Consider the following 22,402-nt stretch of genomic DNA (forward strand, 5'->3'; position numbering starts at 1 on the left):
GTTACGACACCAGTTACGACACCATCAACACCAGCGCCCAGGATCCGCGCGCGGCGTTCCCCTGCGCCCCGGGCGAAACCCTGTATGTCAACGATGCCACGCCGGGCCTCAAGACCTGTAACAACGGCAGCATCAAGATCCGTGGCGACTGGCGCGAAACCATGAGCACCCACTGGTTCCACGACCACATGCTCGATTTCACTGCGCAGAACGTCTACAAGGGCAACGCGGTGATGATGAATTACTACAGCGCCATGGATCGCGGTAACGAAGCCCTCGAAGACGGCGTCAACCTGCGCCTGCCCAGCGGTTCGGCGCTGCCCTGGGGCAACCGCGACTATGACGTCAACCTGATGCTGGCCGACAAGGCCTGGGACGCCAGCGGCCAGCTGTGGTTCAACCCGTTCAACACCGATGGCTTTCTCGGCGATCAACTGCTGGTCAACTGGCAGTACCAACCGCGCCTGAACGTGCGGGCGCGCAGCTATCGCTTCCGCATCCTCAACGGCTCGGTGTCGCGTTTCTTCAGGATCGCGCTGGTGCGTGAAATCGTTGGCACCGGCGGCGAATTCCCCGGCCCGGCAGGTTCCGGCCTGTCCTATACCCGCGTGCCGTTCCACATGATTGCCAACGACGGCAACCTCATGGAACACGCCGTGCCGTTCGACGGCAGCATGGACCTGGACGGTGACGGCGACCTGCAGGACCACAACGCCATCCTGCCCACCATAGGCATCGCCGAACGTTACGACATCATCGTCAACTTTGCGAAAAACGGGATCAACACCGGTGACAAGCTGTACTTCGTCAACCTGATGGAGCACCAGACCGGCAAGGGTCCGGAGATTACACCGCTGAGCCTGGCCGATGTGCTGTCCGGGAAGTACAAAGCGGTGCTCAAGTCGGGCAGCAAAGGACTGGAATGGGACAACGGCGACCCGGTGGTGGGCAAGTTCCTGCAGCTGGTGGTCAAGCCTTATGCCGGCCAGGACGTGAGCATGAACCCCGCCGACTACGAACCCGCCAAACCGGGTAAAGCGGCCGGCAAGGTCATGATCCCGCTGACTCTCAACCGCGACGATCCGGTGGTGCAGGCCACGCTCAAGGCAGCGCGGCATCGTGAGTTCATCTTCGGTCGCTCCGACGGCACCGACGCAGCCCCCTGGACCATCAAGACCGACGGCGGTTTCGGCTACACAATGGACCCACGCCGGATCAGCGCCGCTCCGCAACTGGCCAACGGCCCGACCGATGCCGGGTTCTCCGGCGACGGCACCCTGGAAGTGTGGAAAATCAAGAACGGCGGCAACGGCTGGAGCCACCCGGTGCACGTGCACTTCGAAGAGGGGATCGTCCTCCACCGTGATGGCAAGGAGCCACCAGAATGGGAAAAATGGGCCCGCAAGGACGTCTATCGTATCGGCGAGGGCATCGACAGCTCGCAGGAAGTGGAAATGGCGATCCACTTCCGTGAATTTGCCGGGACCTACATGGAGCACTGCCACAACACCCAGCACGAGGACAACGCCATGCTGCTGCGCTGGGATATCGAGCACCCCGGCCAGTTCCAGTTGATGCCAACGCCCCTCCCAGGTTGGGACGGCGTCACCTATGTCAACTCCGCTGCGCTGCCGACCTTCCGCACTGGCGATACCCGTGTCAACGATGGCGATAACAAAAACCCGATCGCCAACCCCGACAGCGCCGTCAGCGACAACGGCCAACCACTGACCATCAACGTCCTGGCCAACGACAGCGACCCTGACGGTAACGTGCCACTTAAAGTGGTGGGCCTGGCGCAACCGGATTCCGGCAAGGGCACGGTCACCACCGATGGTCTGCGCGTGACCTACACACCACCGACCACGGTCGCCGCGCCGTTCACCGCGACCTTTACCTATATGGCCGCAGATACCAAGGGCGCGGAGTCGGCACCGGCGACGGTGTCCGTGGCGGTCTCGGCAGCGGTCAACGAGAGCCTGATCGTCACCAGCGCTACCGTCACCGCCCGCAGCAACAGCCGCTGGTATTGGGTCCTGTCCGGCACCACCTCGCGTGGCACGGGCAATACCATCACGGCGACTGCCACGGTCGCAACCGGTACGGCGAACCTTGGCACCGCCACCCTGACGCCTACGGCGACAGGCGCGCGCTGGAATATAGCGGTGACGACCGTCGGCAGTGGCCCGTCGGCTAGCCCGACGGCGACTATCAAATCAGCCTTCGGCAAAACCGTGACGGTGCCAATAGTGGCGAACTAGAGCGGATTGATCAGCGCCCGGTCCATGCAATGTGGATCGGGCGCTTTTTTTGTCCGGCGTACTCGCTCCCACCATTGAATCGGCGTCGTACACAGATTTGGCATTCACCAAGGATCAAATGTGGGAGCGAGCCTGCTCGCGATGGCGGAGTGTCAGGCGACATCTCTTCGACAGTTCTGCCGTCTTCGCGAGCAGGCTCGCGCCCACAGGAGGAATGTCGTCGACCGGAAGTTAACGTTCAGCCCGAGTCACCGCTGCGGCGCCACCATCCGAAAGCGGATATTGATCTCGTTGGACACCACACTGTCCGCCCACTCGCCATCGCCGATCTTGAAGTCGTCACGCTTGAGCACCAGTTGGCCCTCGAAGATGCCGATGGCGCTCTCCGATTTCAGCAGCACCGGTACACTCACTTCCCGAGTGAGCCCCCGCAGGGACAGTTTGCCGGTGATGGTGTAGCGGTTATTGCCCAGGGCCTTGATGGATGTCGACTCGAACGTCGCCACCGGATAAGTCGCGGTGTCAAACCACGCCGTTTTTTGCAGCTCGGTGTTGGCGTCGCTGCTGCCGGCGTCGATGCTCTTCAGGTAGATGGTCAGCGCGGCATGGGCGGCGCCAGGGTTATCGGTGTCGAAGTCGAGATTGGCCTCGAACTTGCCGAAAGTGCCGTAGCTTCGCGAACCCATCTGCTGATAGGTGAAACTCAAGGTGCTGGCCTTGGCGTTCACTTTCTTGTATTCCACGGCTTCAGCGAACGGCACCAGGCTGAACGGCACCAGGCCGAACACCAACGTGCCGGCCAGAGCGACACAACGCGCGGATCGAAGGTTCATGACACTCTCCGGGAGGGCTCCCGTGTTGAGTTGGCGTGCCGCACACGAGGGGTGGCATCAGTTGACTAAAGCAAACAACCGGCCTTTATTCCACCTCACGCGGCGATTTGCGACCACCTGCAGATGGCCGCCAGCGCTACCCGCACTCCCCGCGTTGCCACGCCCGCTGCAACAGCTCGATCACCTCGGCATCCGAGGTCTGGGTAAAATCCATGTACCAATGCCCAATCGAAGTGAACCACTCGGGCAGCAGCGGGCAGACCAGTTCATCCACCTCGCCGCGCAGCGCCTGCACCGTCTCGATCGGTGCCACCGGCACCGCCACCACGATGCGCGAAGGCGCCTGCACCCGCAGCGCCTGGATCGCCGCCCTCATTGAAGCGCCGGTGGCCAGGCCGTCGTCGATCAGGATCACCACCTGATCCTTGAGCTGCACCGGCGGCCGCGTGCCGCGGTAGACCTTCTCGCGGCGCAGCAGTTCGCCGGTTTCACGTTCGACCACGGCGTCGAACGCAGCGCGATCAATCGGGTGCACCCGCAGTGCCTCTTCATTACGAATCTGGATACCGCCGCTGGCAATTGCGCCCATGGCGTACTCCGGGTGGGACGGCACGCCGAGCTTGCGCACCAGCATCAGGTCCAGGCGAACCTTCAGCGCCGTGGCCACCTCATAAGCCACCGGCACGCCGCCACGGGGCAAGGCCAGAACGATCACATCGGGGCGGTTAGCGTAAGGCTGCAGCGGCTCTACCAAACGCCGCCCGGCCGCTGGCCGGTCTTGCAGGATGGAATGGGACAAGGGGTTCATATGAAAACCTCCCCAGGCAGGCATGCCTGTCGTGCACAAGTACTACGAACACCGCTACCCCTGTGGGAGCGGCGATGCGGCGATCCGACTTGCCCGCGAAGACGTCAGTACAGTCAACCTCTACATCAACTGAACCACCACAATCGCGAACAGGCAATCAAAAAAACCACTAAACCAACCGCTCAATCTTCTGATGCTGCCACACCAGTTTGTAATACAGCGTCTGCAACACCAGCATCCCCAGATACGCCACCGGAAACGCCATCCACACCCCCTGCAACCCGAACTTCGCATCCAGCAGATACGCCGCCGGCAACTGAATCCCCACCACGCAGACAATGGAAATCGCCACCGGCACCATCACCGTGCCACTGGCGCGCATGATGCCGCCGATGATCGCCTGGAAACCAAACACCAACAGGCTCCAGAGCATGATGTGCAACAGGTGCTGGGCCATGGTTCGCGTCGCCTCTTCGGTGAGGAACGACGCCAGCAACCAGTGCGACAGCAAATACCCGAGCACCACCAGACCACCGGTCAGGCACACATTGATCATCAGCCCGGTCTTCAAAATCGGCCCCATGCGCTCGATGCGCCCGGCCCCGATCGCCTGCGCCCCGAGGATCGACGCGGTAATCGCAATCGACAGCGCCGGGAACTGCACGTAATTGACGATCTGCGTCACCGCACCATACGCCGCCGTCGCCTGGGAACCGTGCTGGTTCACCAGCGCCAGAATCACCAGCTCCGACAGCGACAACACCACCATCTGCAAGCCGGTGGGCAAACCGATGCGCAGCACCTTGCCGAGAATCGCCATGTCCAGCTTCATCGCGGCAAAGAACTCCCGGTCCGGCGCAAGTGGATGGCCCTTGCCAATCAAGCGCCACGCCAGCAACCCCATCGCCACCAGGTTACCCACCAACCCGGCAAACGCCGCACTCTGAATCCCCATCGGCGCAAAACCCAACCACCCGCGAATCAACGCCGGCGTCAGCGCCAGCCCGACAATGGTCGACACCACCAGCGCCAACAACGGCGACAACGTATCACTCACCCCACGCAGCAACTGCGTGAACAACACAAACACCAACAGCGACGGCATGATCCACAACATCACATGGGCATACGCCACCGCATCGTCCAGCACATCCGCCGGCGTCCCCAACCCCACCAACGCCGACCGCGCAAACACACTCCCCACCAACGCCGCCACCAACCCGATCAACAGCCCCAACAACACCGTCGCCCCGGCAATCGCCTTCACCAGATGCGTCTCCCGCGCACCCCATGCCTGCCCGATCAACACACCCGCGCCAGCGCCGAGGCCGATGACCAGGGCGATGAAGAAAAACACGATGGGGAACATCCCCGACACCGCCGCCAGCGCCTGGGTGCCGAGCATCTGGCCGATGTAGATGCTGTTGACCGTGCCGGACATGGATTGCAGGAAGTTCGACAGGACCATTGGGGCGAGGAACAAGAGGTAGGTTTTCCAGAGGGGGCGTTGGGGGTTTGGGGTTTGCATGGGCGAAGATCCATCTCGACGGCAGGAGCGATGATTGAGGATAGCGTGGGTGGCTGAATCCAAGGGGCGGTGAACATCTCAGGTCTGTGTTTATATTTCCAGCGACGTGAGGTGAAAGGTCTGAGGTTTCATCGTCGCGGATCTTACGTCAGCCTCGGAATTCCTCACCTTGCCCATGACCTTGATGAAGCTTATAGTCCGCCCCGTCGCCCAAATGGCGACCAGGTTTGGCGACCTGTTCGATCGGATGCAAAAGCACTGTGCTTTTTTGCAGATGCTGTTGCACCTTCGCAAAGCTGTCTTTATGGCAGCTGTGCGCGGGAGACCTTCGGGTCTGCCGGTTTTCCGATCCCGGTTCGCCAACCTGCGTACAGCTGTCACCCATTCGTTTGGCGACGAGTGAGGGACAGTCAACCTTTGCACTGATCGGAGTTTCATCTATGGAAAGATACATGCCTCTTACCGGAATCGACATGAAACCGGCTTCCCTGCTAATCGACACCCAAGCCCCACTCGACGTCCTACAAGCCATGGCCGACTACCGAATTCGGACAGTCACGCAGGTGCTGGAAAACATCGCCTACCGATCCGAACTCGGTTGCGACACGGTGGTGCTGGAGGACTTCTGCAAACTGCTGGTCATTCCGTTACGCGATGGTTGTGATTTGATGGATGTGATTGGCCGGCGGTTGCGGGCGCAGGTTGCGGAGTAAAGATAAACGGGTGCTCTCGCGCCCGTTTTGTTGCTACTCCAGAAAAAGTTGCCCCTCTTCTTGATTCGAGGCTGCGAAAACCAATCAGGTGAGTTTCTCAATATGCCCGCAACAAAGAGAAGAGCCGCTGCAGCAGCGGCTCAACCCGGGAAACCTTCGATGATTTAAACGACCGGACAAGGGAACCGGACGACCACGAAATGATGGCGACTGTCACCGTTCTCTGGCACCTGCGTTCAGGCACTTGGTGCTGTCAGTCAAAGGTATATTTGCCTTCTAGCATGAATGCCGGCTCTCTCCAGTTGGGCCCTCTCACAACTCCGCCCCCACTATATTTGATAAAACCGGCATCACACATTTTATGGACAAGGTTCAATAACCCTATGTTGTTCTCCACATGCGCCCAGTTAGCCAGATTATAAAGGCCATCAAGCCGAGGAAAGGAGATGCCTAATTCATTTTTGGTAAGAAATAGAATTACCTCTTCAGGTTTTTCGTTAAGTACGATGGTTGCAATGACGCTCATTATTTTACCCCTCCAAGTTCCTTGTACTCTCGTTCACTTTGTTTTCGATCCGCTTCTATAGCATCAGGCGTATAGAGCAGTTCAAAAGCATCTTTGACTTTGTAGTCCTCCAGCGTCGCGGCGTGAGTATTGTTCCAAATAACACCGTCATCCGAGTTTACACCGTCAGCTACACCTAATGCTCTGAAACGTTCGAGCTCTCTGATTTCATGAGTATAGAAGCGTTTGTCCACATCTGTGATGACCAATTCACCCAGCAGAATTTTTTTCAAGCGATCAATCATGATGGCATTGGCATCCGAAGACCTGAAACGTCCCGTATGTAATTTGACCAGGTCAATACCCGTTTGGGTCACGGCAGCACTTGTCCATTCGAGATCGAGTATTGGGCCTCCAGCTTTTGCGAGATTGTAAAATCGACCGCTGTATTTTCCCCTCGTGGTTGCTCCTTCATAAGGACTATTAAAAACAACGTAGATTGGCGGTAGACCGCTTTCAATCGGAAAGCAGTAAATGCAATCCCTGAAATCAGGCAATTCGACCGCGGGTAAGGTTTCAGGCTGCACAAGCAATGGCGACAGCGTAACTCCAGTGTAAGTCGGTACTTGCGCAGGTCGGGCGGGCGAAGTTGTCGATCCGTTTCCCAAGTGCATAATGGGAAAACTGAGGATAATGGGCGGTGTATCGTTTGACGTGAAACTGTAGCTGCTGGCCGTTGGATCGAATGCCAATGCTCGCACTGGCACTTTTGCCGAGACACTCCCTCCAGCTGGGGTTGCAACGAGTGTGTATTGGTTAAGGTCGCCAAAAATCCTATAAGGAAGGTCAATGGTTCCTTCGGTAGCGGCGATTTCATTCAGGTTTGACGGCGGCTTTGGCAAAAAATTGCTACCGGGAAGTGTGAGAACGGTTTGAGGAAAGCGTTCGCCGTTAGCAAGAGCAGGTGAATAGAACAAGGCCCCGATCCCAACAGCAGCGGCCCGACTGATAAGTGCCTCCCCCAACCCTGCCAACAACTTAATGCCTTCATGGATCACTGCCCCGAAGGTCCAACCTTCGGCGACATGGATGGCAATGGCACCCGCCACAGTGCCCGCCTCTATGCCATTACCAATGTGTAACCTGTAGGTGTAAGCGACTTCGCCCCTTGCCAAGGCGCTATGGATTGCCGCGTCTGCAGTTGTGGAAGCGTCCTCCAGAATGGAGATGGCTTCGACAAGGATTCGTTTAACGTAGGCGGCAGTTAGCGATAATAGATATTCTTCATAAAAGCTTTGTCGCACTGCCATATCGTCTTCTGCATCCGCATTCGATGCAAATACCGCGGCACTCATTTTTTCTGTCTAGCGACAATGCGTCTAAACCATTATATAGTAGTGCATCGAGCCAACATCTATGGATTCTGGCTCTTTGCAGAAGTTCTACAATGATCGCTTTCTTTTTTAAGGCAGCTTCCAACGCATTGAACCCCTGCCCGTCAATGGCTGCGACTATGCGTCTTTCTAGATAATCTCGAACATTCGGTGTAGCACCAGAAAAAACACTCGTTATCTGATCGTGCACCGAAAGTCCTATCGCCTCCAACTTTTGGTATGCGTTACTGGGGTTTTTGGTACTCTCAATACTATGGGGCGTAGTAACTGCCGGGACAGTCCCATCCCAAAACAAAACACTATCGAAGCTTGAAGGAAAAACTTGGGCTTCTGTAGCTTGAACCTGTCGAGACTCAGGCGTTATTAAAGGTGAATAATGTGTAATTGGTTCTTGCATATAGCGCTCCATGCACAATATCAATTCCATAAAATAGACAGAGCAAAAGTTATGCCGCAACAACGTAGCATTTTCAATACTTCAATATTTACTGTATACGTCGCGCACGAAAGATGATGGGCGGCAGTTGCGGGCGCAGGTGGGAGAGTGACTACATTTGGGCGCCGAGGGCGCCTGTATTCTTCTTTTGGTCTAGTCCTGAAACAGATTTACACCTGTTTCACCCAAACGCCCCAACCATCGGCGCAAGGGTAAAAGACTAGACCAGTCGGACTACCAGGGCGGCGACAACAAAGATTGCCAGTGCCAGGGCGGCACCGATGCCGAACGGCACCACAGTAGAGCGGATCGCGTTCGGGGCGGGACTACGCATCTCCTCGACAAAAGCTGCAACGTCGCGGTGCAGTTGTTCAATGCTGGCTTGATTCGTAGGTTGTGTGGACATGCTGCTACTTCCTGTGTGGGTCACGAGTCGTATCTGTTGTGGCGGGTACGAATGCTCAAAACTTCGCCCAGAGGCTGACAGCAGCGACGATAGCGGTCACCATACCAGCCCCTACCGCGATCGGGTACCAGAAGGTCTCTTGCCTGAGCTTGCGTTCTTCTGCCGTGAGTTTTCGGGTTTCGGCCATGGACCTTCGGATTTCGAGTTGCAGCTTATCGAGTTCCAGATTGTCGCGGTCGTTTTGTAGCATGGCTCATCCCTTCGCGCTTTGCTGTTCAAAAGGTTCTCCCCGAACAGCCGGTGATCCCCCCTTTCTACGCCGTCAATATTTCCCGTTTTTCATCTTTGGAATAGCGGGATACTCCTGCCGAAGTTGTAGGCAAAATCCGAGGATTGCGTAAGGGGGTCTATCAATGGGGCTGAAAACAAAAGCCGATCGCTCACAACACACGCCCCAAGAGCCAATCGACCCAACCCACAGTCAATTAGCTAAACTTCATCAGTAAACCACTTCGCGAATCCCTGAAAATTCAGGAGGCGAACCATGAGCAAACAACCTCAACCCCAAAGCCGCTCCAACCCCCAACCCAGATCCCGTCCGCTGGTGCCGAACCTGCCGAGCAAAACCACCGGCAAAAAGTCCGGTCGCTTGCGCAGCAACTATCCGCCGAAGAAATCGTAATTGCCTCGGATGTACGGCAGGCTTTGCACTGGAGTCTGTCGTACTCCCCCCGTCAATTCGGCATTACTGCCTCTATATCGGACATTGTTTTTCCACAAGCGGCGTCGTACCCGCCTGGAATGACGGCCAAGGGCTACGCCCTCCACTGTTTCTCAAATACACCTCGACCACGCCGGAAATCGATTTGCTTAAATGGTTCAGCGTTAAAAGACCTGTGGCGAGGGAGCTTGTCGGGCGCTTGCAGTCGGTGCAGAGCATTGCGCAGAACACGGCGGATGATGTGCAGACGCTGGCGTTGAGCAGTCGGCGTTTGCCGCCTATTGCGACTCGGCTGAATGCACTGGGGCGGACGTTTCATCAGTGATGCAGTCGTGGGCGCGGCGTTTATTCCCAATGGAAAAACGGCGGGCAACCCGCAGGCCAGGCAAGTGCAGGCGCTACTTGAGGGCGTCGCAGCGAAGTAATTGAATACGGGCGCCTGATTTGTATTTGCTGGCGATCGGCATTCCAGAATCCTGGAGTTTTTTAAATAAAAATGTGAAATAAAACGCGAAGGCAACTCAGTTAAAAAGCTCCACAAAGCCATACAAAAACCAACAAAGTAAGGCTTTTTAAACGATTATCTATATGAAATAAAATGTGAAGACAATTCTGACGATACAAACTGCCGTGTCCTTAATCACATCGAAACCCTGGCTGAACCCGGCTCCCCCCGGAGTCGTTGCCTCCATCGATCATTGATAACGAGTTATCCAGGCTTATAAAAGTCGGCCTGGTAGAAAGCCGGACGCCAAAATCCAGAATCGTGACCCCCGACCTGCCCGCCTGGTTTGCCCAGGATGTCTTTCCAGACCTGCATCGTCGGTTTCAGTAACACATAGCTTCAGCAAGATCGCGGCCCTATTGCATTGGCATGTTAGGCCCACCCGTCGCACCAACATTGCTCTACAGACTCAATAAATCTACATTTGAATCTATAGATGCAACCCAAGGACACGAACATGGCCGTCCCCCTGCAACCCCAATCCTTCAGCAAAAACCAATGCGTCACCGGCCTGCGCGCCGCCGTGAGCATTATGGAGAAGTGGAAAGCCACCAGCGATCAGGCCTGTCGCATCCTGCGCATTTCCCGCAGCACCTACACCCGCGCGCGGCAGCGTGATGTGGAGTGGGCGGTGGCGCTGGATGCGGACCAGATGCAGCGCATCAGTTTTGTGCTGAACATTCACGCGACGTTGCGGCTGGTGTTCGACAACCCGGACAACGTGTATGGCTTTGCCTCAATGGCCAATGACAACGAGTTTTTCAACGGGCGTTCGCCGCTGGAGATCATGGCGCAGGGCGACATGATTGCGCTGTATGAAACCTTCCGCCGCATCGACATGCTGCGGGGTGCGTTATGGTGATGGCGAATGAGCTGGCCGCGTTTGCCGGTCAGTCGTTGCAGGCTTATCGCCTGGTCAATTCGAAGTTTCCGCCCATTGCGTTGTTTGATGATGTGGCGGACGCGGATGAGTTTGAGCTGTTGTTCGAGATTCAGGCGCTGACCAATCCGCGGTTGAAGAATGAAGTGGGACAGCTTGAGTTGATTGCGCGCAGCGAGATTCCGTTTGGCATTGCGGGTTGCTCCTACGCGATTGCGCCATTCACCCACGTCAATCCGGCGGGTTCGCGCTTCAGTGACGGCAGTTTTGGCGTGTTGTACCTTGCGGATTCGATGGAAGCGGCGTTGGCCGAGGTGCGGCATCACCAGGCTCTGTATTGGTCGAAGGTGCCGAGCCTGAACTATGAACGGTTTGTGTTTCGCGGGTTGGCCTGTGCCTTCGGCGATGGCGGGATGAAGGACGCCACCGCCCTGCCGCTGACTGATCCAGTTTATGCTCCGGACGACTACAGCCATTCCCGTGTTCTGGGGCGGGCGGTGCGGGATGCCGGTTGTCCCGGGTTGCGTTATCACTCGGTGCGGATGCCGGGCAGTCATTGCTGGGCGTTGATGACGCCGAGGCCGGTTTCGTCGATTGTGCAGGCGGCTCATTACGAGATGGTGTGGAATGGGCAGATCACCAGTGTCAGCCAGATCAGTGAAGCCTGACCACCTCGCCACAAAAAAGTTGTGCTCGCACACACGGTGTTCGATCCATTGACTGCGTCGATAGTCACCATCATTTCAATGAAGTTCTCTTAAAAAATCCCCGGCGTAACATCTGCTCCATACCAACCCATAAGCACCCCGGAGCACACCATCATGAAACGCCAGACCCTCCTCAGCATCGCTTTCTCGGTTTTCGCAGTTAACGCTTTCGCCGCAAACTCTGCTCAATCTGTGGTCGCTGAAGGCGGCTCGGATCGTCTGATTGAAAGCCGTGTGGCCGAAGGTGGTTCGGATCGCCTGCTGGAAAAACGTGTTGCCGAAGGCGGTTCCGACAAACTGCTGCAAAACCGCGTCGCTGAAGGCGGTTCCGACAAGCTGCTGGAAAACCGCGTTGCCGAAGGTGGCTCCGACAAGCTCCTGCAGAACCGCGTCGCTGAAGGCGGTTCCGACAAGCTCCTGCAGAACCGCGTCGCCGAAGGTGGCTCCGACAAGCTCCTGCAAAACCGCGTCGCTGAAGGCGGCTCCGACAAGCTCCTGCAAAACCGCGTCGCCGAAGGTGGCTCCGACAAGCTCCTGCAAAACCGCGTCGCCGAAGGTGGCTCCGACCGCCTGATCGAAAGCCGCGCTGTCTGAATGCAGTGCTTGACCGCAGGACTCAACGAAAAGCCCGGCCTCACCCGCCGGGCTTTTTCGTGTGGGTCATCAATGGGTCGGTTGTTCGTGCACTTTCGCGTGTCGAGAGAGGCCGATCTTGATGCCAACCAGCATGGGCGCGGCAAAGACGAACAACAGGGCCACGGCGAAGAACGCCGTATCGAAGGCAATTACCGTGGCCTGACCTGACACCGCTTTGCCCAGCAGGCTCGTGGCTGCGCGGCCAGCGGCCACCTGATCCATACCCTTTCCCGCCAGCATCGCGGTTGTGGTCATCAGCCGTTCGATGAGCGCGTTTCCTCCCGGGGTGACGTTGGCGCCGAGGACCACGCCATTGCTGACAACCTGATGGTCGATCAAGGTCTGCAGCCCGGCGACGCCCATCAAGCCACCCAGTTGCCGCCCCGTATTGAACAGGCCGATGCCGCTGGCCAGGTTGCGGCTGTTGAGGTGGGTGAAAGCAATCAGGGTGATCGACAGAAACAGCAAGCCAAGGCCCAGGCCGCGCAACAGGATGGCCGCCATCATGTCGTCGCTGCCGCTTTCGCTGGTGGCACCGGACAGCATCCACATCGCCGCCATGATCAGCAGGATGCCCAAGGGCACGGTCGCCACCGGTGGTACGCGGCGGACCTTGATCAACCAGGCAGCGATGAGCAGCGAGCCGACAAAAAAAACGCCACTGGGCAACAGGAGCAGGCCGGCATCGGTCGGTGTGAATGCGAGTACCGACAGGGCGAACGCCGGGATCAGGTAGGCACTGCCGAACAGCGCGGCTCCGGCGACGAAACTGACGATAAAGGCAAAGGTGAAATCGCTAGTTTTGAACAGGCTGAAGTCGAGCAGCCCCTGGCCGTTGGCCAAGACCTGTTGGCCGAGAAAGGCCAGCAGCGCGGCGCCGCCGATCACCGTCAGTATCAGGATGCGCGGCTCCTCGAACCAGTCCCAGCGGCTGCCCTGGCTGAGCACGTAAGTGAAGCAGAACAGCACAGCACCGATCAGTGCACAGCCGAGCCAGTCGAACGAACGTTGCCGGACCCTGGCGGGCACGGGGTGGTCAGCGATGAGCAAGAGCCCCGTCGCCGCCAGGGCCAGCGGCACCACGCTGAAGAAAATCCAGGTCCAGGACTGGCTGTCGATCAACCACCCTTGAAGGGCTGGCGCGAGGGTCGCCGACGCGACCACGGCCGCCATGGCGAACAGGGCTTGCAGGACCGGCTGAAGGGCACGCGGATAGCCGCGGAAAATGATTGCCTGGCCCGCCACCAGCAGAGCACCGCCGGCGAAGCCTTGCAGGATACGCAGTGCGATCAGCAGCTCCAGCCGGGCGGTAACGGCGGCCACGCAGCTCGCCAGGCCCATGACCAGGGTGGCGCCGATGATCACGTTGCGCGCAGAAAATCGCTGCATCAGCCAAGGGGCAATCATGAACCCGATCAGCTTGAACGCGATGTAGCCGACATCCAGCCAGGCGAACTCGTCAGGCGTGGCATAGGTGTCGCCGATGATGTCGCTGCGGCCGAGGGCCAGCACGGTGCTGGCGATCGCTTCCGTCAACGTCGCCAGCACGATGCCCACCATGAGCAGGACGCCGTTCGTCGTTCTGGCGCTGCTCGGCGTGGCACAGGCAACGCTGCTCATGAACCGGCCCCTTGCGCAACCTCCACCCGCGCGGACAGGCCCGGCACGATGCGCCCCGGCAACGGATTGTGGGCCAGGCGAATCTTCACCGGCACGCGCTGCACGACACGCACAAAGTTCCCGGTGGCGTTGTCGGGCGGCAGCAGGCTGAACGCCGAGCCACTGCCCGGTGCAAAGCTGTCGACCACGCCAGCCAGTGCTGTATCGGGGTAGCCATCGACCGTGACGCGCACGGGCTGACCGGGGCGAATCCGTTCGAGCTGGGTTTCCTTGAAATTCGCCACCACCCACACATCGTTGACCGGGACGATATCGAGCAGGGAGACGCCCGGCGTGACGAAACGACCGAGGCGAACCTGACGGTTGCCGACCACGCCATCCACCGGCGCGTGCACCACGGTGTGATCGAGATCGATCCGGGCGAGATCCCGCGCGGCCTGTGCCTGGGTCACGGCGGCCACGGCAGCCTCGCGCTCGGCCACAAACACCGCGATGCGTTGCTGTTGTGCCTCGACCGTGGCCGAAGCGGCCGACACCGAGGCCACGGCTCTGGATTGCGCCGTGCCGGTTTCATCGACCAGGGCCTGGCTGACCGCGTTGCTGACGATCAGTTTGCGGCTGCGGTCGTGGGTCTTGGCCGCCAGGCTCATGTCGGCGGTGGCCGAGCGCCTTTGGGCTTCGGCCTGCCTGATCAGCGCATGCTGAAGCTGGATCTGCGCATCGACATGGGTCAGGCGCGCCTGGGCGGCGCTGACATTGGCCTCGGCTTGCGCAAGTCTGGCGCGATAGTCGCTGTCATCGATACGAAACAGCACATCACCGGCGTGCACGGCCTGGTTGTCCTCGACCTCGACCGCTGTGACATAGCCGGCGACCTTGGCGGCGAGCGAGGTGACATCCCCGCGGACATAGGCGTTGTCGGTCGAGGTCACAGCACTTGAAAACGCCAGCGCCCCCCAGGCTGCCACGACCACCAGGGCACCGACGCACAGCATCAGGCCGATGGTTTTGTGCAGGTTTCGTCGTGCCACGACGCTTGGGGGACTGGCTGCAATGGCGGCCTTGTCCAGGAGCGAGTTCATTTTTTCATTTCCTGTTCAGTGCCAAGAACTGACGCAGCCACTGGGCGGCAGGGTCTGCCGCCCGGCTGTCGAGCCTTCATGAGCGGGTTGACCGGCTCACTGTTTGATCGGTGTGACGAGTACCTTTTCCTCGGTGTCGAGGACGAACACCGCCAACAGGCGTGCAGGTTGGGTGTCGCTGGCGTTGGCGCTGACCAGGTGCACGGAACCCGGCTCTTCTACGAAGTTTTCGCCGGCCTTGTAGATCTTTTCCGGCTGGCCTTTGACCTGGATGCGAAACGAGCCCTCCAGCACCGTTGCATAGATGAAGGCCGTTTTCGGATGGGTGTGAGCCGGCGACGCGGCACCCGGCCCATACTCGACGACCACGCCTCTCATGCTCTTGCCAGGGATGTTGGGAATGGGACGGTCAAACACCACCGTCACCTTGCCGGGAGGTGGCTCGGCGGCCGCCGCTGCGCTGATCGAGAGCGCGGCGAAAACAGCAGCCATCAGCAATCGGGTAACCATGGGATTTCTCCTGGATTCGTAGGGATATGTGAGGGTGCGATCCGTTACTGCGCCGTCGACCGGGCCAGCCAGTCGTCGAAGCGGATCGCCCCCAGGCGTGCGTTCTTGCCGGTGACCAGCGATTGATCGTTGAGCACGGCACCGAAGTAACGCGCATGCACGTCCGGCACGACCTTGCGGTTGTCCTGGGTCGCCCGCAGATAACGCCTGGCCAGTTCGTCGATCGGCATGGCTTCCGGGCCGCCGACTTCCACCGTGCCATTGACCGGTGCTGCCAGCACGACATCGGCCAGCGCCGCTACCACATCGTCGGACGCAATCGGCTGGATCAGCGCCGGCGAAGCATGAATTTCCTCGCCAACGGCGAACGACTGGACAATGCCGCCGGCAAACTCGGAGAACTGCGTGGCACGCAGAATGGTGTAAGGCATGCCGGACGCCTTGATAAGGGCTTCCTGCGCGACCTTGGCGCGGAAATAGCCGGTATCGGGAAGCCGTTCGCTGCCGACAATCGACAGGGCAACATGATGACGAACCCCGGCAGCGGCTTCGGCGGCCAGCAGGTTACGGCTCGACGTTTCAAAGAAATCGAGAACGGCCTGGTCCTCCCACGACGGCGCGTTCGCCACGTCGACCACCACATCAGCACCATCCATCGCTTCGGCCAGGCCTTCGCGGGTGATGCTGTTCACGCCGGTGCTGGGGCTGGCGGCGAGCGCGTCATGGCCGCGCTCGCGGAGTGTATTCACAAGTTTCGATCCGATGAGGCCGGAGCCTCCGATGACGACGATCTTCATGACTTTTCTCCACTTGTCGACTGCAACCATTGCGTCGGTGTAGAGAGATTGCCTGCGCGCATCAGGCAAGTCCTTGCGCCGGGCTTGGGTTTACCTTGGCGAGCGCTTGGATTTATGTCCAAAGCTACTGAGGTTCTTCCAGGCTCCCTTGCCGCTGACGGTGCAGCGGGTGTCGAGCTGCCGTATCATCTGCCTCAGTTACCAACCACCCGCCGCCTGGGACACGGAGTTGAGGGCGCTTTGCCAGGGGATGCTCAACTTGCCATTTGCGTTTGAAGACTACGTACTCGATCAGGAGCGCCGGGAGCTGACCTTGCGCGGGCAGGTCGTAGCCGTCGGCCCGCAGGTCTTCGACCTGTTGCTGCTGTTCGTCAACAATCCCGATCGAGTCCTCAGCAAGGACGAATTGCTCAATTCAGTGTGGAGCGGCCGGATCGTTTCCGAATCGACGATCACCAGTCACATCAATGCGGTGCGCAAGGCCATCGGTGATACCGGTGAGGAGCAGCGCCTGGTGCGTACCGTCGCCCGCAAGGGCTACCGTTTCGTTGGCCGGATCAACGGCGCCATGACCGGGGAAGCGCGACAGCCTGACATCGACGAACGCTCGACCGCTACCCCGAAACAAATCCCCTCCTCTACGCTCGCCCTGCCGGATAAACCCTCGATTACCGTCCTGCCGTTCCAGAACCTGAGCGGCGATCCGGAGCAGGAGTACTTCGCCGACGGCGTCGTGGAGGACATCATCGCCGCCCTGTCGCGGATTCGCTGGCTGTTCGTCATCGCGCGCAATTCGAGCTTCACCTACAAGGGCCAGGCCGTGGACGCCCAGGGCGTTGGCCTGGAGCTGGGCGTTCGCTACGTGCTCGAAGGCAGCGTGCGCAAGTGCGGGAACAAGGTGCGCATTACCGGACAACTGATCGACGCGACAAGCGGGGCGCACATCTGGGCAGAGCGCTTCGAAGGCCTGCTCGACGATATCTTCGAACTGCAGGACCAGATCGCCGAAAGCGTCGTCGGCGCGATCGCGCCGCAGCTGGAGCGGGCAGAAATCGAACGCGCCAAGCGTAAGCCGACGGACAGCCTGGACGCCTACGACTATTACCTGCGCGCCATGGCCAAACTGCACAGCGGCACCCGGGAAGCCATCGAGCAGGCGCTGCCGATGTTCTACCAGGCCATCGAACTCGATCCGGAGTTTGCCTCGGCCTATGGCATGGCCGCCTGGTGCCACTTCTGGCGCAAGCTCAATGGCTGGATGGTCGATCGGCCTGCAGAAATCGCCGAGGGCATACGGCTGGCGCGGCTGGCGGTGACCCTCGGTCGCGATGATGCCGTCGCGTTGACCCGAGGCGGACATGCGCTGGCTCACCTCGCCGGCGAAGTCGACGGCGGCATTGCACTGCTCGACCGGGCGCGCCTGCTCAATCCCAACCTCGCCCCCGCCTGGTTCCTGGGCGGTATCCTGCGGGCGCTGCACGGTGAAACAGACGCTGCCATCGAGCATTTGAACCATGCCGTTCGCTTGAGTCCGCTGGATCCGGAAATGTTCAGGATGCAGGTCGGGATGGCGCTCGCGCATTTCTTCGCCGGGCACTTCAATGCCGCTGCGGACTGGGCGGAAAAGGGACTGGGCAACCTGCCCAGTCTGCTGGTTGCGGCGGCGCTGGTGGCGGCCAGTCATGCGCTCGGCGGACGAATGGATAAAGCGAAGTGGGCGATGCAACGTCTGCAAAAGCTGGATTCTTCTTTGCGCCTGGGCACCCTCAAGGACTGGCTACCCATTCAACGGCCTGAAGACTTCGCCCGTTTCGTCGACGGACTGCGGCTGGCCGGGTTGCCGGAGTGAAGGCGACCAACCCTGTAGGAGCGAGCTTGCTCGCGATGGTCGTCAACGATGACGCGGGGGTTCTGATTAATCGCGGTGTCTTCAAGTCCATCGCGAGCAAGCTCGCTCCTACAATTGCAACGGTAGGCTAAGCTTTGAGCAACTCGTTGCTCATGATGCTCGGTTCTGCAGGTTTTGGGTTTTTCTGGAGAGCGTCTGCAACAGCTATCCCAGACAGGCCCCAACCTTTCACGCAGGATTGCCGTGATGACCGAGCCCCTTCTCAGTTTTGATGCACTCAAGCGCGCCGCGGCTGCCGGCGAAATCGATACCGTGCTGGTCTGCATGGTCGACATGCAGGGACGCCTGGTCGGCAAGCGCTTCCAGGTCGAGTTTTTCATCGACAGCGGCCACGAAGAAACCCACTGCTGCAACTACCTGCTGGCCGATGACATCGACATGGAGCCGGTGCCGGGTTACGCCGCGGCCAGTTGGAGCAAGGGCTACGGCGATTTCGTGCTCAAGCCCGACATGTCCACCCTGCGGCGCGTGCCCTGGCTTGAATGCACGGCACTGGTGCTGTGCGACGTGCTCGATCATCACCATCGCCAGGACCTGCCCCACAGCCCGCGGGCGATTCTGAAAAAGCAGGTCGAGCGCCTGCGCGAGCGCGGCTATACCGGCATGTTTGCCTCGGAACTCGAGTTCTATCTGTTCGATGAGAGTTACGAAGCGATCCACGAGCGCAACTATCACAAACCGAAAACCGCCGGCCATTACATCGAGGACTACAACATCCTGCAGACCACCCGCGAAGAGCCGGTGCTGCGGGCGATTCGCAAGCACTTGCAGGCCTCGGGCATTCCCGTGGAAAACTCCAAGGGTGAATGGGGCCCGGGCCAGGAAGAGATCAACATCCGCTACGCCGACGCCATGACCATGGCCGACCACCACGTCATCATCAAGCACGCCTGCAAAGAGATCGCGCAGTTGCAGGGCAAGGCGATCACCTTCATGGCCAAGTGGCGCTACGACGCCGCCGGTTCCAGCAGTCATATCCATAATTCGCTGTGGGACAAGAACGCCAAAAAGCCGCTGTTCTTCGACGCGAAAGCCGAGTTCGGTATGTCGAAACTGATGCGTGCCTGGGTCGCCGGGCAGCTCAAGTACGCCAACGACATCACCTGCTTTCTCGCGCCCTATATCAACTCCTACAAGCGCTTTCAGGCTGGCACTTTTGCGCCGACACGGGCGGTGTGGAGCCGCGACAATCGCACCGCCGGCTTTCGCTTGTGTGCTGAAGGCAGCAAGGCCATTCGCATCGAATGCCGCATCGGCGGTGCCGACCTCAACCCCTATCTGGCCTTCGCCGCATTGATCGCGGCGGGTTTGGCGGGTATCGACGAGAAGCTCGATCTGGCGCCGCCGTTCGAAGGCGACGCCTACCTCGATGAGCATTTGCCGGAAGTGTCCAAGACTCTGCGCGAGGCAAGCGCCGCCCTCAAGAGCTCAAGCATGTTGCGCGAGGCGTTTGGCGACGAGATTGTCGACCATTACGTGCACACCGCCGAGTGGGAGCAGAAGGAGTACGACCGGCGAATCACCGACTGGGAATTGCAGCGCGGTTTCGAGCGCTACTGAGAACATCATGACTGAGAAGGTACAACTGATCTCCCCGGTCGATGGCCGGGTGTATGTCGAACGCGAGGTGGCCGATGCGGAGCAGGTCGAGCAGGCACTGACGGCCGCTGCCAATGCACAGGCGTCATGGCAACGCCGCTCACTGAGCGAGCGTGCGGCTTATTGCAGTGCCGCGGTGGACGCGATGCTGTCGATGCAGGCGGACATCGTGCCGGAGCTGGCCTGGCAGATGGGCCGCCCGGTGCGTTACGGCGCCGGCGAGCTGCGCGGTTTTGCCGAACGCGCCCGGCACATGATCGCCATCGCTCCACGGGCCCTGGCCGCTGTAGAGCCTGCGCCCAAGGCGGGTTTTCGACGCTACATCAAACGCGAGCCGCTGGGCACGGTGCTGGTGGTCGCCCCGTGGAACTACCCCTATCTGACGGCGGTGAACACGATCATCCCGGCGCTGATGGCCGGCAACAGCGTGATCCTCAAGCACGCGTCGCAAACCCTGCTGGTGGGCGAGCGTTTCGCCGAGGCCATGCGTCGCGCAAAACTGCCCGAAGGGCTGTTTCAGAATCTGCTGCTCAACCATGTGTCGACCGGGGCGATCATTACTTCCGGGCGCGTGCAGCAAGTGAACTTCACCGGTTCCGTGGAGGCTGGCAAAGTCATGGAAAGCGTCGCCAGCGGACAATTTCTCGGCATGGGCCTGGAGCTCGGCGGAAAAGACCCAGCCTATGTCCGGGCAGACGCCAACCTTGAACATGCGGTGGAAAATCTGGTGGACGGCAGCTTCTTCAATTCCGGGCAGAGTTGCTGTGCCGTGGAACGCATTTATGTCGACCAGAAAATCTTCCCGGTGTTTGTCGAGCGCTTCGCCGAATTGACCCGCCAATACGTGCTGGGCAACCCGCTGGACGAAGCCACCACCCTCGGCCCGCTGGTGACACCGGGCGCCGCATTCTTCGTTCGTGGCCAGATCGCCGAAGCTATGGCCCAGGGCGCCAAAGCGCTGATCGATCCGAAGTCCTTTCCCGCCGACGTGCAGGGCAGCGCCTACCTCGCGCCGCAAGTGCTGGTGGACGTGACCCATCAAATGTCGGTCATGCGCGACGAAAGCTTTGGCCCCGTGGTCGGCATCATGCCGGTGGACAGCGATGAAGAAGCCATCGCCTTGATGAACGACAGTGAGTTCGGGCTCAGCGCTTCCATCTGGACCCAGGACCTCGCAGCGGCCGAACGCCTGGGCAACGAGATCGCCACCGGCACGGTGTTCATGAACCGCTGCGATTACCTGGACCCGGCTCTGGCCTGGACCGGCGTGAAAAACAGCGGGCGCGGCGTCACCCTGTCGCCATTGGGCTACGAGCACCTGACCCGGGCCAAATCCTTTCATCTGCGTCACGAGGTGTAGACCATGAACCTGACAGGAAACTGGAGCTACCCCACGAGCGTTCGGTTCGGTGTCGGGCGCATCGCCGAGCTGGCCGACGTCTGTCGCAGCCAGGGCATCCAGCGCCCCTTGCTGGTGACCGACAGCGGCCTGGCGCGCGCGCCGATCACCACAGCGGCACTGGATGCGTTGCGCGCCGCCGGTCTTGGCGTGGCGCTGTTTTGCGACCTCAAGCCCAACCCGGTGGAAGCCAACCTGGCCGGCGGGCTCGACGCCTGGCGTGCCGGCCAGCACGATGGCGTGATCGCGTTCGGCGGCGGCAGTGGCCTGGACATGGGCAAGCTGATTGCCTTCATGAGCGGCCAGACCCGCCCGGTCTGGGATTTCGAAGACATCGGTGACTACTGGACCCGCGCCGACGACAGCCGCATCGCCCCGATCATTGCCGTGCCGACCACGGCGGGAACCGGCTCCGAAGTCGGTCGTGCGGCGGTGATCATCGACGAGCGTACCCACACCAAACGCATCATCTTCCACCCGAAAATGATGCCGCGCGTGGTGATCAGCGACCCGGCCCTCACCGTCGGCATGCCGGCGAAAATCACCGCCGGCACTGGCATGGACGCGTTATCCCATTGCCTGGAAGCCTACTGCGCCCCCGGTTTTCACCCCCTGGCCGACGGCATTGCCGTGGAAGGCATGCGCCTGGTAGCCAATTCACTGGTGAAGGCGGTACACACGCCGTCGGACCTCGAGGCGCGCGCACAAATGCTCGCGGCGGCGGCGATGGGCGCCACGGCATTCCAGAAAGGCCTGGGCGGGATGCATGCGCTCTCGCATCCGGTGGGTGCGCTGTACGACACCCATCACGGCATGACCAATGCCACCTTCATGCCCTATGTCCTGCAGTTCAATCGCACGGCCATCGAGGAGCGCATCACCCGCCTGGCGGCGTACCTGCGCCTGCCCTCACCCGGCTTCGACAGTTTCATGGCCTTCGTCCTCAAGCTGCGCAAGGACATCGGCGTGCCCCATACCCTGTTTGAACTGGGCGTGGATGACCGGCAGGCCGACCTGATCGCGGACATGGCGGTTGTCGACCCCTGCGCCAGCGGTAACCCGCTGCCATTGACCCGGGACGGCGTGGCAAAGATTTTCGACGCGGCGTTTCACGGCCGTCTGTAGGAGCGAGCTTGCTCCTACAGAAAACCAA

21 protein-coding genes are annotated in these 22,402 nt (G+C 59.9%); 10 read left to right on the forward strand and 11 right to left on the reverse strand.

Annotation, left to right across the window (positions count from 1 at the left end; translation table 11 throughout):
* The coding region (locus AC1D19_RS21830; protein WP_477764522.1) for an Ig-like domain-containing protein at positions 1–2,261 on the forward strand (2,261 nt) is incomplete at its 5' end.
* 248 nt (positions 2,262–2,509) lie between these two features.
* Here the strand turns inward: AC1D19_RS21830 and AC1D19_RS21835 are convergent.
* From AC1D19_RS21835 to AC1D19_RS21845, 3 genes are all read right to left on the reverse strand, one after another.
* On the reverse strand, positions 2,510–3,094 hold the full coding sequence (locus AC1D19_RS21835; RefSeq protein ID WP_477764523.1) for a YceI family protein: 585 nt from the start codon (positions 3,092–3,094) through the stop codon (positions 2,510–2,512).
* Between the two features lie 136 nt (positions 3,095–3,230).
* A complete protein-coding gene (locus AC1D19_RS21840) occupies positions 3,231–3,902 on the reverse strand; it encodes a phosphoribosyltransferase (protein WP_477764524.1) in 672 nt (223 codons plus the stop codon).
* A 169-nt stretch (positions 3,903–4,071) separates the two neighbouring features.
* A complete protein-coding gene (locus tag AC1D19_RS21845; RefSeq protein WP_477764525.1) occupies positions 4,072–5,430 on the reverse strand; it encodes an MATE family efflux transporter in 1,359 nt (452 codons plus the stop codon).
* Between the two features lie 440 nt (positions 5,431–5,870).
* Here AC1D19_RS21845 and AC1D19_RS21850 point away from each other — a divergent pair, with 440 nt between their 5' ends.
* Positions 5,871–6,143 (forward strand): hypothetical protein, encoded by a 273-nt coding sequence (locus AC1D19_RS21850; RefSeq protein ID WP_477764526.1) that lies wholly within the window; start codon positions 5,871–5,873, stop codon positions 6,141–6,143.
* A 253-nt stretch (positions 6,144–6,396) separates the two neighbouring features.
* On the opposite strand, the gene AC1D19_RS21855 is transcribed toward AC1D19_RS21850, so the two are convergent.
* The 4 genes from AC1D19_RS21855 to AC1D19_RS21870 all read right to left on the reverse strand — a co-directional run bounded on the left by AC1D19_RS21855 (position 6,397) and on the right by AC1D19_RS21870 (position 9,134).
* Entirely contained in the window at positions 6,397–6,669 is a 273-nt protein-coding gene (locus AC1D19_RS21855; RefSeq protein ID WP_102670468.1) for a hypothetical protein, read from the reverse strand.
* Positions 6,669–8,003: an S-type pyocin domain-containing protein gene (locus tag AC1D19_RS21860; RefSeq protein WP_477764527.1), complete on the reverse strand. Its 1,335-nt coding sequence runs from the start codon at positions 8,001–8,003 to the stop codon at positions 6,669–6,671. The genes AC1D19_RS21855 and AC1D19_RS21860 overlap by 1 nt, the downstream gene beginning before the upstream one ends.
* Before the next feature lie 695 nt (positions 8,004–8,698).
* Positions 8,699–8,884 (reverse strand): hypothetical protein, encoded by a 186-nt coding sequence (locus AC1D19_RS21865; RefSeq protein ID WP_477764528.1) that lies wholly within the window; start codon positions 8,882–8,884, stop codon positions 8,699–8,701.
* Between the two features lie 55 nt (positions 8,885–8,939).
* Entirely contained in the window at positions 8,940–9,134 is a 195-nt protein-coding gene (locus tag AC1D19_RS21870; protein ID WP_477753159.1) for a hypothetical protein, read from the reverse strand.
* Between the two features lie 294 nt (positions 9,135–9,428).
* On the opposite strand from AC1D19_RS21870, the gene AC1D19_RS21875 reads away from it, so the two are divergent.
* The 4 genes from AC1D19_RS21875 (at position 9,429) to AC1D19_RS21890 (ending at position 12,291) form a co-directional block, all read left to right on the forward strand.
* Positions 9,429–9,566 (forward strand): hypothetical protein, encoded by a 138-nt coding sequence (locus AC1D19_RS21875; RefSeq protein ID WP_177413232.1) that lies wholly within the window; start codon positions 9,429–9,431, stop codon positions 9,564–9,566.
* A gap of 1,001 nt (positions 9,567–10,567) precedes the next feature.
* Positions 10,568–10,972, forward strand: a complete 405-nt coding sequence (locus tag AC1D19_RS21880) for a hypothetical protein (protein ID WP_477764529.1) — start codon at positions 10,568–10,570, stop codon at positions 10,970–10,972.
* Positions 10,966–11,658, forward strand: a complete 693-nt coding sequence (locus tag AC1D19_RS21885; protein ID WP_477764530.1) for an RES family NAD+ phosphorylase — start codon at positions 10,966–10,968, stop codon at positions 11,656–11,658. The genes AC1D19_RS21880 and AC1D19_RS21885 overlap by 7 nt, the downstream gene beginning before the upstream one ends.
* Positions 11,659–11,811: 153 nt before the next feature.
* Positions 11,812–12,291, forward strand: a complete 480-nt coding sequence (locus tag AC1D19_RS21890) for a phage infection protein (protein ID WP_477764531.1) — start codon at positions 11,812–11,814, stop codon at positions 12,289–12,291.
* 69 nt (positions 12,292–12,360) lie between these two features.
* Here the strand turns inward: AC1D19_RS21890 and AC1D19_RS21895 are convergent, their stop codons facing one another.
* From AC1D19_RS21895 to AC1D19_RS21910, 4 genes are all read right to left on the reverse strand, one after another.
* Entirely contained in the window at positions 12,361–13,953 is a 1,593-nt protein-coding gene (locus AC1D19_RS21895; RefSeq protein ID WP_477764532.1) for a DHA2 family efflux MFS transporter permease subunit, read from the reverse strand.
* Positions 13,950–15,035, reverse strand: coding sequence for an HlyD family secretion protein (locus AC1D19_RS21900; protein WP_477764533.1), 1,086 nt, complete (start codon positions 15,033–15,035; stop codon positions 13,950–13,952). Before AC1D19_RS21900 ends, AC1D19_RS21895 begins: the two co-directional genes overlap by 4 nt.
* A gap of 96 nt (positions 15,036–15,131) precedes the next feature.
* Positions 15,132–15,545, reverse strand: coding sequence for a cupin domain-containing protein (locus tag AC1D19_RS21905; RefSeq protein ID WP_477754284.1), 414 nt, complete (start codon positions 15,543–15,545; stop codon positions 15,132–15,134).
* A 44-nt stretch (positions 15,546–15,589) separates the two neighbouring features.
* Positions 15,590–16,342, reverse strand: coding sequence for an SDR family oxidoreductase (locus tag AC1D19_RS21910; RefSeq protein ID WP_477764534.1), 753 nt, complete (start codon positions 16,340–16,342; stop codon positions 15,590–15,592).
* Between the two features lie 259 nt (positions 16,343–16,601).
* Between AC1D19_RS21910 and AC1D19_RS21915 the strand changes: the two genes are divergently transcribed.
* The 4 genes from AC1D19_RS21915 to AC1D19_RS21930 all read left to right on the forward strand — a co-directional run bounded on the left by AC1D19_RS21915 (position 16,602) and on the right by AC1D19_RS21930 (position 22,374).
* The gene (locus AC1D19_RS21915; RefSeq protein WP_477754282.1) at positions 16,602–18,191 is read left to right on the forward strand and encodes a winged helix-turn-helix domain-containing tetratricopeptide repeat protein; all 1,590 of its coding nucleotides are present in this window, start codon (positions 16,602–16,604) and stop codon (positions 18,189–18,191) included.
* 246 nt (positions 18,192–18,437) lie between these two features.
* Positions 18,438–19,811 (forward strand): glutamine synthetase family protein, encoded by a 1,374-nt coding sequence (locus AC1D19_RS21920; RefSeq protein WP_477754281.1) that lies wholly within the window; start codon positions 18,438–18,440, stop codon positions 19,809–19,811.
* 7 nt (positions 19,812–19,818) lie between these two features.
* Positions 19,819–21,210 (forward strand): aldehyde dehydrogenase family protein, encoded by a 1,392-nt coding sequence (locus AC1D19_RS21925; protein WP_477764535.1) that lies wholly within the window; start codon positions 19,819–19,821, stop codon positions 21,208–21,210.
* 3 nt (positions 21,211–21,213) lie between these two features.
* Entirely contained in the window at positions 21,214–22,374 is a 1,161-nt protein-coding gene (locus AC1D19_RS21930; protein WP_477764536.1) for an iron-containing alcohol dehydrogenase, read from the forward strand.
* Positions 22,375–22,402 lie beyond the last annotated feature (28 nt).

Source organism: Pseudomonas sp. P1_C12 (assembly GCF_056406435.1).

Coding starts and splice junctions, on each gene's coding strand:
- AC1D19_RS21925 (WP_477764535.1), top strand. CDS start 19,819: ATGACTGAGAAGGTACAACTGATCTCCCCGGTCGATGGCCGGGTGTAT.
- AC1D19_RS21860 (WP_477764527.1), bottom strand. CDS start 8,003: ATGAGTGCCGCGGTATTTGCATCGAATGCGGATGCAGAAGACGATATG.
- AC1D19_RS21845 (WP_477764525.1), bottom strand. CDS start 5,430: ATGCAAACCCCAAACCCCCAACGCCCCCTCTGGAAAACCTACCTCTTG.
- AC1D19_RS21910 (WP_477764534.1), bottom strand. CDS start 16,342: ATGAAGATCGTCGTCATCGGAGGCTCCGGCCTCATCGGATCGAAACTT.
- AC1D19_RS21875 (WP_177413232.1), top strand. CDS start 9,429: ATGAGCAAACAACCTCAACCCCAAAGCCGCTCCAACCCCCAACCCAGA.
- AC1D19_RS21865 (WP_477764528.1), bottom strand. CDS start 8,884: ATGTCCACACAACCTACGAATCAAGCCAGCATTGAACAACTGCACCGC.
- AC1D19_RS21840 (WP_477764524.1), bottom strand. CDS start 3,902: ATGAACCCCTTGTCCCATTCCATCCTGCAAGACCGGCCAGCGGCCGGG.
- AC1D19_RS21835 (WP_477764523.1), bottom strand. CDS start 3,094: ATGAACCTTCGATCCGCGCGTTGTGTCGCTCTGGCCGGCACGTTGGTG.
- AC1D19_RS21855 (WP_102670468.1), bottom strand. CDS start 6,669: ATGAGCGTCATTGCAACCATCGTACTTAACGAAAAACCTGAAGAGGTA.
- AC1D19_RS21890 (WP_477764531.1), top strand. CDS start 11,812: ATGAAACGCCAGACCCTCCTCAGCATCGCTTTCTCGGTTTTCGCAGTT.
- AC1D19_RS21885 (WP_477764530.1), top strand. CDS start 10,966: ATGGTGATGGCGAATGAGCTGGCCGCGTTTGCCGGTCAGTCGTTGCAG.
- AC1D19_RS21900 (WP_477764533.1), bottom strand. CDS start 15,035: ATGAACTCGCTCCTGGACAAGGCCGCCATTGCAGCCAGTCCCCCAAGC.
- AC1D19_RS21850 (WP_477764526.1), top strand. CDS start 5,871: ATGGAAAGATACATGCCTCTTACCGGAATCGACATGAAACCGGCTTCC.
- AC1D19_RS21930 (WP_477764536.1), top strand. CDS start 21,214: ATGAACCTGACAGGAAACTGGAGCTACCCCACGAGCGTTCGGTTCGGT.
- AC1D19_RS21905 (WP_477754284.1), bottom strand. CDS start 15,545: ATGGTTACCCGATTGCTGATGGCTGCTGTTTTCGCCGCGCTCTCGATC.
- AC1D19_RS21880 (WP_477764529.1), top strand. CDS start 10,568: ATGGCCGTCCCCCTGCAACCCCAATCCTTCAGCAAAAACCAATGCGTC.
- AC1D19_RS21870 (WP_477753159.1), bottom strand. CDS start 9,134: ATGCTACAAAACGACCGCGACAATCTGGAACTCGATAAGCTGCAACTC.
- AC1D19_RS21895 (WP_477764532.1), bottom strand. CDS start 13,953: ATGAGCAGCGTTGCCTGTGCCACGCCGAGCAGCGCCAGAACGACGAAC.
- AC1D19_RS21920 (WP_477754281.1), top strand. CDS start 18,438: ATGACCGAGCCCCTTCTCAGTTTTGATGCACTCAAGCGCGCCGCGGCT.